The organism is Brevundimonas sp. (assembly GCF_016463485.1).
Lineage (GTDB): Bacteria > Pseudomonadota > Alphaproteobacteria > Caulobacterales > Caulobacteraceae > Brevundimonas.
In genome coordinates this window covers 1-13,929 of record NZ_JAEMRD010000090.1, presented here as the reverse complement: position 1 = coordinate 13,929, position 13,929 = coordinate 1, and the positions used below count along the sequence as shown (strand labels likewise).

At 69.1% G+C, this 13,929-nt stretch carries 13 protein-coding genes; 7 read left to right on the top strand and 6 right to left on the bottom strand.

The genetic code is table 11. The features are described 5' to 3' along the window. From JHC99_RS12610 to JHC99_RS12590, 5 genes are all read left to right on the top strand, one after another. Positions 1 to 165 (top strand): RsfS/YbeB/iojap family protein (locus tag JHC99_RS12610; protein ID WP_292154719.1); only part of this gene is annotated, 165 nt, incomplete at its 5' end. A gap of 174 nt (positions 166 to 339) precedes the next feature. Continuing rightward, positions 340 to 804 carry a 23S rRNA (pseudouridine(1915)-N(3))-methyltransferase RlmH gene (gene rlmH, locus JHC99_RS12605; protein WP_292154718.1) on the top strand — a complete coding sequence of 155 codons (465 nt, stop codon included), beginning with the start codon at positions 340 to 342 and terminating at the stop codon, positions 802 to 804. Next, positions 804 to 1,910: a peptidoglycan DD-metalloendopeptidase family protein gene (locus JHC99_RS12600; RefSeq protein WP_292154717.1), complete on the top strand. Its 1,107-nt coding sequence runs from the start codon at positions 804 to 806 to the stop codon at positions 1,908 to 1,910. The genes rlmH and JHC99_RS12600 overlap by 1 nt, the downstream gene beginning before the upstream one ends. A 94-nt stretch (positions 1,911 to 2,004) precedes the next feature. Next, positions 2,005 to 3,528 carry a threonine ammonia-lyase, biosynthetic gene (gene ilvA, locus JHC99_RS12595; RefSeq protein WP_292154716.1) on the top strand — a complete coding sequence of 508 codons (1,524 nt, stop codon included), beginning with the start codon at positions 2,005 to 2,007 and terminating at the stop codon, positions 3,526 to 3,528. Positions 3,529 to 3,662: 134 nt separating this feature from the next. After that, complete coding sequence (locus JHC99_RS12590; protein WP_292154714.1) at positions 3,663 to 4,178, top strand: DUF2306 domain-containing protein; 516 nt, start codon at positions 3,663 to 3,665, stop codon at positions 4,176 to 4,178. 6 nt (positions 4,179 to 4,184) lie between these two features. On the opposite strand, the gene JHC99_RS12585 is transcribed toward JHC99_RS12590, so the two are convergent. The 6 genes from JHC99_RS12585 to JHC99_RS12560 form a co-directional block, all read right to left on the bottom strand. Further along, a complete protein-coding gene (locus JHC99_RS12585; RefSeq protein WP_292154713.1) occupies positions 4,185 to 5,165 on the bottom strand; it encodes a hypothetical protein in 981 nt (326 codons plus the stop codon). Positions 5,166 to 5,230: 65 nt separating this feature from the next. Continuing rightward, positions 5,231 to 5,746 (bottom strand): methylated-DNA--[protein]-cysteine S-methyltransferase, encoded by a 516-nt coding sequence (locus JHC99_RS12580; protein ID WP_292154712.1) that lies wholly within the window; start codon positions 5,744 to 5,746, stop codon positions 5,231 to 5,233. Next, entirely contained in the window at positions 5,727 to 6,869 is a 1,143-nt protein-coding gene (locus tag JHC99_RS12575; RefSeq protein ID WP_292154711.1) for an Ada metal-binding domain-containing protein, read from the bottom strand. The genes JHC99_RS12580 and JHC99_RS12575 overlap by 20 nt, the downstream gene beginning before the upstream one ends. A gap of 27 nt (positions 6,870 to 6,896) precedes the next feature. After that, positions 6,897 to 8,036: a hypothetical protein gene (locus JHC99_RS12570; protein ID WP_292154710.1), complete on the bottom strand. Its 1,140-nt coding sequence runs from the start codon at positions 8,034 to 8,036 to the stop codon at positions 6,897 to 6,899. A 26-nt stretch (positions 8,037 to 8,062) separates the two neighbouring features. Then, positions 8,063 to 8,392, bottom strand: coding sequence for a helix-turn-helix transcriptional regulator (locus JHC99_RS12565; RefSeq protein ID WP_292154708.1), 330 nt, complete (start codon positions 8,390 to 8,392; stop codon positions 8,063 to 8,065). A gap of 300 nt (positions 8,393 to 8,692) precedes the next feature. Further along, the gene (locus JHC99_RS12560; RefSeq protein WP_292154707.1) at positions 8,693 to 9,472 is read right to left on the bottom strand and encodes a LuxR family transcriptional regulator; all 780 of its coding nucleotides are present in this window, start codon (positions 9,470 to 9,472) and stop codon (positions 8,693 to 8,695) included. Positions 9,473 to 9,701: 229 nt separating this feature from the next. On the opposite strand from JHC99_RS12560, the gene JHC99_RS12555 reads away from it, so the two are divergent. Both JHC99_RS12555 and JHC99_RS12550 read left to right on the top strand, forming a co-directional pair. Then, positions 9,702 to 12,380: a M14 family metallopeptidase gene (locus JHC99_RS12555; RefSeq protein ID WP_292154705.1), complete on the top strand. Its 2,679-nt coding sequence runs from the start codon at positions 9,702 to 9,704 to the stop codon at positions 12,378 to 12,380. Positions 12,381 to 12,552: 172 nt separating this feature from the next. After that, positions 12,553 to 13,929: globin-coupled sensor protein (locus JHC99_RS12550; protein WP_292154704.1), on the top strand; the 1,377-nt coding region annotated here is incomplete at its 3' end.

Below are 13,929 nucleotides of genomic sequence, written 5' to 3'. Positions count from 1 at the left end.
GGCCTGGGCAAGGCCAAGGTCGAGGGCCTGCCGCACTGCGACTGGGTTCTGATCGACGCCGAGGATGTCATCATCCACCTGTTCCGGCCCGAGGTGCGGATGTTCTACAACATCGAAAAGATCTGGGCCGTCGACAGCGCCCACCGCACGCCCACGGCGGTCTAGTATCTCACGCTCCGTCATCCTCGGGCTTGACCCGAGGATCGGACTTTCGGCAGGCAGTGCAGAAGAGCGGAGCACAGTGATCGCGGCTCGCGCACAGACAGGTCTCGCACAGCGTCCGATCCTCGGGTCAAGCCCGAGGATGACGGAGAGGGACTGGAAGCAGCGGAGCGAAGGATGAAACTCTCCATCCTCGCCATCGGCAAGCCGGGCCGTGGGCCAGAGGCCACCCTCGCCGCCGACTACGCCCAGCGTGCCAGCCTGTCAGGCCGCGCACTCGGCCTCGGCCCGCTCGACCTGATCGACCTCGATCCCCGAAAGCCCGGCAAGGCGCCCGAGGCCGAACTGATCCTGGCCGCCGCGGACGGTGCGCACCTGATCGCCTGCGACGAGCGGGGCAAGGCGTACTCCAGCCGCGCCTTCGCCGACCATATCGCCCTGCTTCGGGATCGCGGCGAGCGGCGGCTGGTCTTCGCTATCGGCGGTGCCGACGGGCTGGACACCAGCGTCCTGGCGGCGGCCGGATCGACCCTGGCCTTCGGACCCCAGACCTGGCCCCATGCCCTGGCCCGGGCCATGCTGGCCGAACAGGTCTATCGGGCGGTGACGATCCTGGCCGGATCACCCTATCATCGCGACTGATGAGAAAGCTGGTCGCCACCACCCTGTTGATCGCCCTGGCCGTCGGTCCGGCCGCGACCCTGCGCGCCCAGGATCAGGCCCTCGAGACCGGAGACACCCAACCCACCGACCTGCGCTCGCTCCAGGCCGAATATCGCGACGAACAGGTTCGCGCCCGCCGTCTGCGCGCCGACGCCGTGGACGCCCAGACAGAACTGGCGGCACTGGAGCGCCAGTTGTCCGCCCTGCGCCAGGCGCGCGATACCGACGACGCCCAGTTGAACGCCCAGCGCGCCCGCCTGTCCGAGCTGGCCCGACAGGAGACGATGCTGCTCGCGGACCTGTCCGGGGAGCGCGCCGTGCAGGGCCGGCTGCTGTCGGCCCTGCAGATGATGAGCCGCCGCCCGCCGCCACCTCTGCTGATCCCGTCCGACAAGGCCGTGGACACGGTCCGCGCCGCCATCCTGATGCGCGCCATGACCCCCGAACTCGCTCGCCGGGCCCGGGTGCTGGCCGATCGTCAGGCCGAGATCACCCGCATCCGCCGCCTCGCCGTCCTGTCCAGCGAACGCCTTCTGACCATCGAGAGTGCCCAGGGCGACCGGCGCGGCGAGATCGAGGCCCTGACGACCCGCAAGACCGCCCTGCTGGCCGTGCTGCGCGCCGACGCCCAGCGCAGCGAGCGCGCCGCCGCCGTGCTGGAGGCCCGCATCCGGGCCCTGGGCGGCACGGTCGGCGCGGCCCCCGAGGGCGAGGCAGAGCCTGTCGCCACCCGCCTGCCCGGCGGCCGCGGCCGCCTGACCTCGCCCCTGCCCGGCCTGCCCAGCGGCGGTTTCGGCGACGGATCGACCGGCCTGCGCTGGAAGGGCGACGGCCGCACGGTCGCCGCCCCGGCCTCCGCCGTGGTCGACTACGCCGGCCCCCTCAACGGCTGGGGCCAGGTCGTGATCCTCGATCTCGGTCCCGGCTGGCGCGTCGTCCTGGCGGGTCTGGACAGCGTTTCGGTCGAGACCGGCGCCCGCGTCACCGACGGCCAGGGCCTGGGCAAGGCCGCCACCGACGGCGAGGTCTATTTCGAACTTCGCCGCGAGGACCGTCCCGTCGATCCGGGGCGGTGGCTACAGTAGCCCACTTTTGTGCAGCATTTCTTGCGTGAACCGCTAGAAGACCGGTCAGAAATCACGCGCACATGCCGCCGCACCGCCTTCCAGAACACGACCCATGCAAGATACCGTCCGCCGCATCCTGACCGCACGCGTCTATGACGTTGCGATCGAGAGCCCGCTCGATCCCCTGCCGCGCCTGAGCGCGCGCCTGGGTCGGCCGGTGTTGCAGAAGCGCGAGGACCTGCAGCCGGTGTTCTCGTTCAAGATCCGCGGGGCCTACAACAAGGTCGCCGGGCTGGACGCGGCGGCCCTGGCGCGCGGCGTGATCTGCGCCTCGGCCGGAAACCACGCGCAGGGCCTGGCCCTGGCGGCGACGAAGCGCGGCGCGGTCTCGACCATCGTCATGCCGGTGACAACCCCGGCCATCAAGGTGGCGGCGGTCAAGGCGCGCGGTGGAAACGTCGTCCTGCACGGCGAAACCTTCGACGAGGCCTATGCCCACGCCCGCGCGCTGGAGGCTGAAACCGGTGCAGTCTTCGTCCACCCCTTCGACGACCCGGAGGTCATCGCCGGCCAGGGCACGGTGGGACTGGAGATCATGCGCCAGCATTCGGGGCCGATCGAGGCCGTCTTCGTGCCGATCGGGGGCGGCGGCCTGGCGTCCGGCGTCGCGGCCATCGTCAAATTCCTGAGGCCCGAGACGAAGGTCATCGGGGTCGAACCGGTCGATGCCGCCACCATGAAGACCGCCATCGACGCCGGCCGGGTCGTCACACTGAACAGCGTCGGGGTGTTCGCCGACGGGGTGGCGGTCCTGCGCGCCGGGGACGAGACCTTCCGCCTGTGCAAGGACCTGCTGGACGACATCATCCTGGTCGACACCGACGCCATCTGCGCCGCGATCAAGGACATCTTCGATGACAGCCGCGCCGTCGCCGAGCCTTCGGGAGCCCTGGCCCTGGCCGGGCTCAAGGCCTGGGCCGCGCTGAATCCGTGTACGGATGATGGTGCCGCCCTGATCGCCGTCAACTCGGGCGCCAACGTCAATTTCGACCGGCTGCGCCACATCGCCGAACGGGCCGAGATCGGCGAGGGCGCCGAGGCCCTGCTGGCGGTGGAGATGCCCGACGACCGCGACGCCTATGCCCGTTTCCTGAGATTGCTGGACGGCCGGTCGGTGACGGAGTTCAACTATCGCTGGGCCCCGGACGGCGCGGCCCATTTCTTTGTCGGCGTCGCCCTGCGCAGCGGCCCGCACGAGAAGGAAGACCTGATCGCCACCCTCCAGACCTCGGGCTACCGGGTCGAGGACATGAGCGACAACGAGACCGCCAAACTGCACGTCCGCTATATGGTCGGCGGTCGCGCGGCGGGGCTGGAGGGCGAGCGGATCCTGCGCTTCCAGTTCCCAGAACGCCCCGGCGCCTTCCTGCGCTTCCTGAACGCGCTCCAGCCCGCCTGGGCCCTCACCCTGTTCCACTATCGCAACCACGGCGACGACGTCGGCCGCGTCCTGGCCGGGATCCACGTCCCCCCCGCCGAGGTGGACGCCCTCACCGAGGCCCTGAACGCCCTCGGCTATCCCTACGTCGACGAAACCAACAACCCGGCCAGCCGGCTGTTCCTGGACGGGGTCTGACGCAAGGCCTGTTCGTTCGCGCTTCGCCAGCGGCGCCGCCTGGCCATTGACGCATTCGCAACGACGGATCGCGCAGTCGCGGGTGACGCGACGGTCGGCACAACTACACCGGAGCATCCCTTCAGGAGCCCGCCATGCCGTCGATCACCCGCCCCCTGCTCCGTCCCTGGCCGCTCGCCGGCCTTGGCGTCATCCTCGTCATCGCCGCCTGGATCGGGCTGGCCCAAGCCGGGTTGCTGCCGCTCTGGTCGCATCCCCACGCCCCGGACCTGGCCCTGCTGGCCGCCCAGCCCGTGGTGATCCAGTTACACGTCGTCGCCGCCCTCTCGGCGCTGCTGATCGGCATGGTCCTGTTGCTGGGGGTCAAGGGCAACACCCTGCACCGGACGCTCGGCTGGACCTGGGTGATCGCCATGGCGACCGTGGCGATCAGCTCCTTCTTCATCCGGACCAGCGGGACCTTTTCCTGGATCCATCTGCTCAGCGGCTGGACCGTGATCGCCCTGCCCATGGCCGTGTTTGCCGCCAGACGTCACGACATCAAGGCGCACCGGCGCGGCATGACCGGCCTGTTCGTCGGCGGCCTGCTGATCGCCGGCCTGTTCACCTTCGCGCCGGGCCGACTGATGTGGAAGATCGTCTTCGGCTGAAGGAGCCTATTCGCCCTTGGCCGCCCTGATCGCGTGGTGGGCGCGAACGATGGAGTTGGCGACTTCCTGGGTCTGGCTGCCCGCATTGCCCAGGTTCCGCTCGGACTTGTAGAGCCCGTTCAGATAGGCCCGGTCCAGATCGGTCAGGCCCGGCGTCCCCTGCGGATCGTCGAACAGGTTCAGGATGGTGGCATAGCCCCGCGTCTCCGCCTCGGGATCGACCTGGGCCAACGCCAGGAAGCTCAGATAGTCGGCCAACTGGTCCGGGGTTGTACCCGTGAGCTTGCCGGCATCGACGACGATGTAGACCTTGGACAGGTTGTCGACGATCTCTGAACGCAGTCGCGACGACACCGTGGTCCGCACCGAGGGGGCATAGGCGAAGGTGGTGTCCTGTCCCCCGACGCCCGCACCATTGCCGATGATATCGCCGGGCAGGCGCGTGGCGCGCTCGCCGGTGTCGGAGAAGACCGGCATGCTGGAATGCCACCAACGGACGGGGGCGTCCGTGGTCTGGAACCTGGCCAGCTGGCTGCGTCCGCGATCGGTGCCCGATCCGCCGCTGACGAACCGGCGCGGGGCCTGGGCGACGAAGGCCCGGGTCACCGGGTCGGCGTCCACCGCGAAGATGATGATGACATTGGGGTCGCAGCCCGGACCGGCGGGGTTCAGGCCCACGCTCATGGCCGTCTGCGCGATCCGGTCGATGAAGAACTGGGCCTCGGCGGTCCTCAGATTGACCGTGCCCGGACAGACGCTGCGGCTCCAGCGCGCAAGGTCGCGGTTGCGCACCGGGGCTCCCACATCGACCACAAAATCACGCACCAGGTTTTCGAGCCGGCGACCGGTGACCTCGAGGTCATTGAGCTGGAACGGGGTATCGGGATCGACCTGCGGCGGCGCGGCGGCAGGGACGGGCTGGGCGGTCAGGGCCAGGGCGGCGAGCGCGGCGATCAGCATGGCGTCATCCTCGTCGGCCAGGCGCACCCCGGCTGTCGCCGCAGTCTAAACCCGTCGCCGAAGAGGGTCGAGCCCCGGCTGAGGCCGCCGCGTCACCTCGCCTCATGCGCCAGCAGCCAACGCTTGCGCTCCAGCCCACCGGCATAGCCGGTCAGGGTACCGTTCGCCCCGATGACACGGTGGCAGGGCACGATCAGGGCGACGGGGTTCTGGCCGTTGGCGAGCCCGGCGGCCCGCACCGCCTTCGGCCGCCCGATCGCCGCCGCCAACTGGCCATAGGTTCGGGTCTCGCCCGCCGGAATGGCCCGCAGGGCGGCCCAGACCTCGCGCTGGAAATCCGTACCGTTGGTGCGTACCGTCAAACCGTTCAGCGCGGCCCGGTCGCCCGCGAAATAGGCCACGACCGCCGCTCGGGTCGTCTCCGGCACCTCACCCGGCTCGAGCACGAACGCCCCGTGATGCCGCGTCAGCAGCCGCATCATCCGCGCCTCATAGTCCTCGAAATCCAGGGCCAGCACCGCGCCGTCGGCATCGACGACCAGCAGCACCTCGCCGACCGGGGTCCCGATCCGGTCCAGGGTGAAGGTCTCAGGCTGCACGTTTTTCACCTTCGTTCTCCAGATCTCGCGCCGACAGTCCCGCTGTCCGCAGATGCAGGGCGCCGTAAGCCCGCCAGGGCCTCCACCGCTCGGCGCGGGCCATGGCCCACGCCTCGAAATCGTCCGGCAACCGATCGCTCGGTGCCGTCTGTCCGTCATCGATCCAGTCGCCGGGCAGGCGCAGCCCCGGCCGCGCCTCGATCAGGGCTCGCAGTCCCGGGTCGGCCGACAGATCCCGCGCGATCGCGTCGGGATCGGCCGACAGGTCAAACACCCGCCGCACCCGCGCCAGCACCCCCGGCAGGGCCTTGAGGTCCGAGGCCTCGACCGTGACCTCGACCCGACCCGGCCGCCCGAAGGCCACCACGACCCGGCCGTCCGCACCGTCGATGGCGGCGGTCAGGGCCCGCGACCAGCGGCCGTCATCGACCAAGTCACCGCGCGAAGCCAGCGCCGCCAGCATGGTCTCAGGATCGTACGGCTCCCGGTAGGACAGCCCCAGCCGCACCCCGACCTCGGCAGCACGCTCCTTGCGCCGCCGCAGCGCCGAGGGCGGTCGTCCGTACAAGGATTGAAAAGTCTCGTTGAAGCGCCGCACACTGCCGAAACCAGACGCCAGGGCCACCTCGGCCATCGACAGATCGGTCTCGTGGATCAGCTGTTTGGCCAGCAGCACCCGCCGCGTCTGGGCCACGCTGACCGGGGCCGCCCCCAGATGTTGCCGGAACAGACGGCGCAACTGGCGCTCACCCACCCCCAGCCGACCGGCCAGGGCGTCCACGTCGGCCTCATCCAGGGCCCCCGCCTCGATCAGGGCCAAGGCCCGGCTGACGGTGTTGGACGTGCCGCGCCAGGCCCCCATATCCGGAGCCGTCTCGGGCCGGCAGCGCAGACAGGCCCGGAACCCCGCCTCCTCGGCCGCCGCCGCGGTGGGATAGAAGATCATGTTCTCGCGCTTCGGCGTCCGCGCCGGACAGACCGGCCGACAATAGATGCCGGTCGACGTCACCCCGCCGAAGAATCGCCCGTCGAACCGCGCATCGCGGGTCAGCACGGCCCGGTAGCAGGCCTCCTGATCCAATGTGTCGCGCGCCGTTTCCATGACGCCAACATGGGGGCTGATCGCCCCCATGTCTCGCGGTTTTCGGACATGACCAGGTCAGACGAGGCTGGGCTTGAGCCTGTCCGCGCCCGGCGACGGCTTGCCCGTCACCAGCCGCCACAGGGCGCCCGACGCCTCGAACACACTGGTCACGAAACCGATGGCCACCACCAGCATGATGATCGTCGCCAGGGCCCAGTCGTGGGTCTGCACCATGGTCGCCACCCGTTCGATCAGGGTCTGCAGACTGTCGGCGCGGATCAGCGGCGACAGGGGCGAGGCGATCCAGAGCCAGCCGTAGAAGCAGGCCCGCGTCACGCTGAGACCCAGGTCGCCGAGCCCGGTCAGGCGCACCGAGCCGGGCATGGCCGCCCGCGCCAGTCCGAACACGATCCGCGCCACGGCATAGGCGATGACAGGCCAGTAGATCAGCCCCAGGGTCTGGATCACCAGTTGCGAATAGCTGACCCCGTCGATAGTCACGGCCAGGTCGATGGGCCTCAGGTCCCGCGTCGTCAGCAGCCCCGTCCACCACAGCAGGAAGACGGCCCAGGCGATGGCGCTGGCCACGCCGCGCGCGGCCGGCGACATCTGGCCGCTGATGCCCCGCACCCGGCCCCGGGCCCGATCGGCCGCGCCGCTTTGGGTCGGACCGTTCTCGGACAGGGCCCGCGACACGCTGTCGGCGTCGAAGGCCGCGATCTCGAACAGGCCCAGGTCCTTGACCCGCCAGTCGCGAATGAAGGCCGGCTTCTCCTTCTGACGCTCGATGATGAAGGCGGCCAGGGTGGCCAGACCCACGATGGTGATCGCGCCGTTGAAGACGTTGGCAAAGGCGTGGCCGATCGCCTGACCCGCCATCATGTCCCCGGCGAAGACCCGCACCACCAGGCCGATGACCGTGATCGCGGCCATGGCGACGAGCGCCACCTTCACCCCGAACATCCACCAGGGATACAGCTCCGGCCCGACCACATGCTGGGGGCCCGAGCCATAACGGGCGGCGACGGTCAGGGGGTGGCCCACCTCGCGCAGCACCGCCTCCTGTTCCGCCTCGCTCAGGGGGCGGCCGAGGCTCTCCTCGCGGTCCTCCATCCGGGTCTGGATGGCGTCGCGCAGCTCGGCGATGATGTCGTCGCGGGTGGCCCGGGGCAGTTGCGCCGCCACGGCCTTCAGATATCGGTCTGTCAGGGTCATCCTGGTTGCTCCAAGGTCGGGATTGTTCAGAGAATTCGGTCGAGCGAGGCGTTGATGCCCCGCCATTCGTCGGTCAGGGCCGCCAGCATGGCCTCGCCCATCGGCGACAGGACGTAGAAGCGCTTCCGCCGCTTCTCTTCCTCGCGCCATTCGCTGGCCAGTAGCCCCTGGCTCTCCAGACGGCGCAGCAGCGGATAGAGGGTCGATTCCTCCATCTCCAGCCCGTCGGCCGCCAGGGCCTGGCGCAGGGTATAGCCGTAGCGCTCGGTCCTGAGACAGGCGAGCACGGCCAGCACCAGCGACCCGCGCCGAAGCTCCAGCCGCATGGATTCAAAAAGTTCGGCATCGATCGTCATGGCTGATCCTGCTCGTCACATAGTGTGTGACACACAGTGTATGCCGCATACTGTGTGACCGAGTCAATCCGGTCCGAGCAAACCTGGCGAACAGAAGGGAAAATGGGCGTCCCGACCTCGTGGGGCGAAGTCGGGACGCCGGGGCCGACACCCCCTACGGTCAGGCGGAGGGTGATGCGGACCGCAGCCGGAGCGCTTTCGCGATCACCCGGCCGGGCAGGTCCACACTGGCGTTTTCGTGCGCCTCGCGAAACCTGCGGATTTCCATAGGTGGGCCGCTGGGTGGCTCGGGGGGTGGCGTCAGAGCGTCTCGATCTGCTGGAAGATCAGCCCGCGGGCGACCGCTTCCGGCAGACTGCGGGCCCCCAGCTTCTTGCGCGCATTCTTCAGGTGCATGCCCACCGTGACCTCGGCGATGTTCAGGTCGTGGGCGACGGCGCTGATCCGGCGCCCCATGGCCACGGCCGACAGACAGTCACGCTCCCGCGCCGACAGGGCCTGGGCCCCGTGGGTTCTCAGCATGATCTCGCCCGCGATCCCGGCATGGAAGACCCGGGCCATGGCGAGCAACAGCGCGCCGTGTCGACGCACCCGTTCTCGCGTATCTGCGGGGTCAAGGCTGCTGCCGATCACCATGCCCCCGGTGTGGCGACCCGGCCCGCGTTGCAGGGGCACCAGCACCCCCGCCTTCATGCCGCCGCGCAGCGCAGTTCGGGCGACCTCTCCGATATCGCCCTCGGCCGTGGCGTCGAAAAGGATGGGATCCTGTCCGCCCGCCGAGACATAGTCGACGAGCGGATCGATCAGGTCGAGCCGACGCTCCGCATAGTCCGCCAACCATTCGGCCGGCATGGTCGACAGCGACGGATTGATCAGGTCCGGCGCATCCAGCGAGCGCGACGGCAGGAAGACGGTGTAGTTCAGCTTGTCGAAGCCGAGTTCGGCCAGCCTGCCCGAAAACGCCTGCCACAGACGGTCGGGATCCCGCTCGGCCAGCAGGACGGCCAGCACCGCATCCTGCGGGTCCTGCGCCACCGACGCGTCGTCCCGAGGATAATGCTTGCGCAGCGGCTCACTCAACCCACTCACCACGGTCCGAGCCCGACGGCGCTGATCCGGCCGTCCCGCGCGGTACGATTGTCCACGAGCCTCAGTACGCTAACTGACATAGGCGGTCCCCACGGCGACACTCTGTTCCACGACCTCAGATCGATCAACCCCTCACCGATCGCTTCAGGGGTGCAATGGTCTTCGGTTCCCATTTTCTCGCCAGTCGCTAAAGCTGGGGCCTCGTGTCACGGGGATTTCCATGTCGTCTGCCCGCTCTCGTTCGATCCTCCTGTCGGCCCTGGCGCTGATCGCCGTCGCAGCATCCCCGACGCTGGCCCAGTCGCCCGGTTCCTCCCTGATCCCAGGTGCCGACTATGATGCGACCGTTCCCACCGTCACCGCCGTCCTCGGCTATGACAGCGGCGAACGGATCAGCCGCTCGGCCGACGTGCTGCGCTATTTCGAGGCCCTGAAAGCCGCCGCCCCCGACCGCGTCGTCATCGGCGAACAGGCCCGCACCCACGAAGGTCGCCCGGTGTTCTGGGCCGCTGTCGGCTCTGCCGCCAACATCGCCCGGCTGGACCAGATCAAGGCTAATTCGCGCGCCCTGGCCGACCCCCGCAGCACCAGCGCCGCCGACGCCGCGCGGATCATCGCCGATCAGCCGGTGATCGTCTGGCTGGCCTATTCGGTGCATGGCAACGAGATCAGCCCCGCCGACGCCGCCATGGCCGCCGCCCGCCACCTGCTGGCCTCGCGCGATCCGGCGGTGCAGGGGTGGCTGGCCAACACCCTGGTCGTCTTCGTCCCGACCCAGAACCCCGACGGCCGCGAGCGTTTCCTGAACGGCAACGCCGCCGGCTTCGGCACGGTCGCCAATCCCGATCCCCTGTCGGCCGAGCGGGACGAGCCCTGGCCGTCCGGCCGGTTCAACCACGACATGTTCGACCTGAACCGCGACTGGTTCATCCAGACACAGCCCGAGACGCGCGGCCACGCCGCCCAGGTCCGCGACTGGCGGCCCCAGGTCCTGGTCGACGCCCACGAAATGGGAACAGAAGATAGTTTCTTCTTCCCGCCCGAGGCCCAGCCCCTGAACCCGCTGATCGCGCCCTCGACCCTGGAAAGCCGCGAGATCATCGGCCGAAATACCGCCCGCCGCTTCGACCAGCAGGGCATCCCCTATTTCAACCGCCAGGTCTTCGACGCCTTCTATCCCGGCTATGGCGACGGCTGGCCGGGTTACCTCGGTGCCGTGTCGATGACCTATGAACAGGGTTCCGCGCGAGGTCTGGCGGCGCGGCGCTCGTCGGGCGAGATCCTGACCTATCGCGAGACGGTGCGGAACCATATGGTGGCCAGCCTGTCCACGATCGAGGCCTCCTCCGCCAACCACGACCGGCTGCTGAACGCCTTCTACGCCTTCCATGTCGAGGGGATGCGCGGACGCGGCGCCTATGTCCTGACACCCCCGACCTACGATCCGATGGCCGCCGATCGTCTGGCGGGGCTGCTGGTCTCGTCGGGCATCGAGGTCGGCCGCGCCGACGCCGGCTTCACGGCCTGCGGCAAATCCTATCCCGCCGGGTCCTATGTCGTGAACCTGAGCCAGCCCAACAGCCGCATGGCCGAGGTCCTGCTGACCCGCGACATCCCCGTCCCCGCCGACTTCCTGGCCGAACAAGAGCGCCGCCGCGCACGCGGTCTGGGCGACGAGATCTATGACGTCACCGCCTGGTCCCTGCCCCTGATGTTCAACGTCCCGTCGGACAAGTGCGCCTCAGCCCCCGCCGTCGCCGTCACCGTGGCGACCGAGGATCAGGTCATCCCGCGCGGCGTGGACAATCCCGACGCCGCCTACGGCTTCCTCGTCGCCCCCGGCCTGGCCGGGACCGGCCTGATGGTCGAGGCGCTGAAGGACGGCGTCACCTTGCGCAGCCTGGACAAGCCCTTCACCCACGCCGGCCGCCGCTGGCCCGCCGGCACCCTGGTCATCCCCCGCGCCGGCAACCCGGCCGACCTGCCCCAGCTCATGGGCGAGCTGGCCATGAGCTGGGGGGCCGAGGTCGTCGGCATCGACGACTCCTGGGTCTCCGATGGCCCCGGCTTCGGCTCGGCCGATGCGGTCGCGATCCGGGCTCCCCGCATCGCCCTGGCCTGGGACGACCCGACCGACCCCTCGGCCGTCGGCGCGACCCGCTATGTGCTGGAGCGGTCGCTGGGCTACCCCGTCACCGTGGTCCGGACGTCCAACCTGGCCTCCGCCGATCTGGCCCACTTCCAGGTCGTGATCCTGCCCGACGGCCGCGACTATGCCGGGACGCTCGGCGAGGGCGGCGTCGCCCACCTGCGGGAATGGGTCGAACAGGGCGGCACATTGATCGGCCTCGGCAGCGCCACCCGCCTGCTGACCGCGCCGGAGTCGAAGATGCTCGCCGCCCGCCGCGAGACCGCCGTCGCCCCCGACGATGACAAGTCCGACGCCCCCTCCGACAAGCCCCGCGTCCCCGGCACGGCGATCGCCTCCAGCGCCGCCTATGACAGCCTGATCCACGGCGGAGAGCGCGGCCCCGACAGCGTCGCCGGCGTCCTGGCCACCGCCGAGGTCGACCCCGAACACTGGCTCTCGGCCGGGGTCGCCCCGACCCTGAACTTCCTGGTCCGGGGCGCCGACATCTACACCCCGCTGAAGCGCGGCGAGGGCACGAACGTCGCCCGCTTCACCTCCGCCGACACCCTGCTGGCCTCGGGCCAGCTCTGGGCCGAGAACCGCCGCCAGCTCGCTTTCAAGCCCGCCGTCATGGCCGCCCCCCAGGGCGAAGGCTGGCTCATCGCCTTCCCCAGCGACCCCACCTTCCGAGGCTATATGGACGGCCTCGAAGTCATCTTCGCCAACGCGGTGTTCCGGGGGCCGGCGCATTCAAGCCCGGCGTGGTAAGGGTGGAGCGCCGGTCCGAGGCGTCGGCCTGCCAATACTCTCAGTTCGGAAGCCAAGTTTACGTGAGGGAAATTACTTAGCGCATGAGTAAGCTCCCGTTATCCACATTGGACGCAGGGTTTTGGGACAAGGACGACCGAGGGCCGCCCTTCTCGGGAAAGAGAGCAGATCCATGTCCAATCAAGCCGTCGAGAGCCGGATCAAGTTCATGAAGCTTGATGAGGCGGCGCGTTCGCGCATCAAGTCCATCAAGCCCCTCATCATGAAGGAGATGCCAGCGGCTCTGGACGGATTCTACGAACAGGTCCGGGCCACGCCCGAGACCAGGGCCTTCTTCAAGAACGATGGCCATATCGACGCCGCGCACAAGAAGCAGCTGGCGCACTGGGACATCATCTCGAGTGGGCTGTACGACGAACGCTATGCCGAAGGCGTCAACAAGGTCGGCGAGGTCCATGCGCGCATCGGCCTGGAACCTCGCTGGTACATCGGTGGCTATGCTTTGGTGCTGGAAGCCATGGTGGCCAAGGTCGTCGAGGCGCGCTGGCCTAAACATGCCCTGAACGCCCGTGGCGTGACGGCGGGTTCGACGGCTGCTGAACTGGGAGCCCTGGTCAAGGCGACGCTTCTGGATATGGACCTGGCAGTGTCGGTCTATCTGGACGCCCTGGAGACCCGGCGAAAAATCGCCGAGACGGAGCGGCAGGAGGCCGAGGACCAGCAGAACCGCGTCGTCGCCGCGCTCGCTGAAGGCCTCAAGCACATGGCGGCCGGTGACCTGACGACCCGCATGGATATCGAGGTCGAGCCACGTTTCCAGAGCCTGAAGGACGATTTCAACAAGACCGTGGAAGCCCTGGCGGCGACGATACAGTCGATATCCGGGTCCGCAACCGCCGTCCTGAACGGTTCGGAGGAGATCGCCTCCGCCTCGGAGGAGTTGTCCAAGCGCACGGAGCAGCAGGCGGCCTCGCTGGAGGAGACGGCTGCGGCCCTCGAACAGATCACGGTGACGGTGAAGCGGACGGCCTCCGGCTCTCAGCAGGCGGCCCAGGTCGTGGCGACGGCCAAGGGCGACGCCCAGGCCTCGGGCGAAGTCGTCGATCGCGCCATCGCCGCCATGGGCCAGATCGAGAAGTCGGCGTCCGAGATCAACCAGATCATCGGGGTGATCGACGAGATCGCCTTCCAGACCAATCTGCTGGCCCTGAACGCCGGGGTCGAGGCCGCCCGGGCCGGCGATGCCGGTCGCGGCTTTGCGGTGGTGGCCCAGGAAGTCCGGGCCCTGGCACAGCGGTCGGCCGAAGCCGCCAAGGAGATCAAGGGCCTGATCTCCACCTCGGGCCAGCAGGTCAGCCGGGGCGTGGCCCTGGTCGGCGAGACGGGCGAGAGCCTGACCCGGATCGTGGAACAGGTCGCCACCATCGACGGCCTGGTCTCCGAGATCAGCGCCTCGGCCCAGGAACAGGCGGCAAGCCTCAGCCAGGTCAATATCGCCGTCAACCAGATGGACCAGATGACCCAGCAGAACGCCGCCATGGTCGAGGAA

Coding starts and splice junctions, on each gene's coding strand:
- rlmH (WP_292154718.1), top strand. CDS start 340: ATGAAACTCTCCATCCTCGCCATCGGCAAGCCGGGCCGTGGGCCAGAG.
- JHC99_RS12600 (WP_292154717.1), top strand. CDS start 804: ATGAGAAAGCTGGTCGCCACCACCCTGTTGATCGCCCTGGCCGTCGGT.
- ilvA (WP_292154716.1), top strand. CDS start 2,005: ATGCAAGATACCGTCCGCCGCATCCTGACCGCACGCGTCTATGACGTT.
- JHC99_RS12590 (WP_292154714.1), top strand. CDS start 3,663: ATGCCGTCGATCACCCGCCCCCTGCTCCGTCCCTGGCCGCTCGCCGGC.
- JHC99_RS12575 (WP_292154711.1), bottom strand. CDS start 6,869: ATGGGGGCGATCAGCCCCCATGTTGGCGTCATGGAAACGGCGCGCGAC.
- JHC99_RS12570 (WP_292154710.1), bottom strand. CDS start 8,036: ATGACCCTGACAGACCGATATCTGAAGGCCGTGGCGGCGCAACTGCCC.
- JHC99_RS12565 (WP_292154708.1), bottom strand. CDS start 8,392: ATGACGATCGATGCCGAACTTTTTGAATCCATGCGGCTGGAGCTTCGG.
- JHC99_RS12555 (WP_292154705.1), top strand. CDS start 9,702: ATGTCGTCTGCCCGCTCTCGTTCGATCCTCCTGTCGGCCCTGGCGCTG.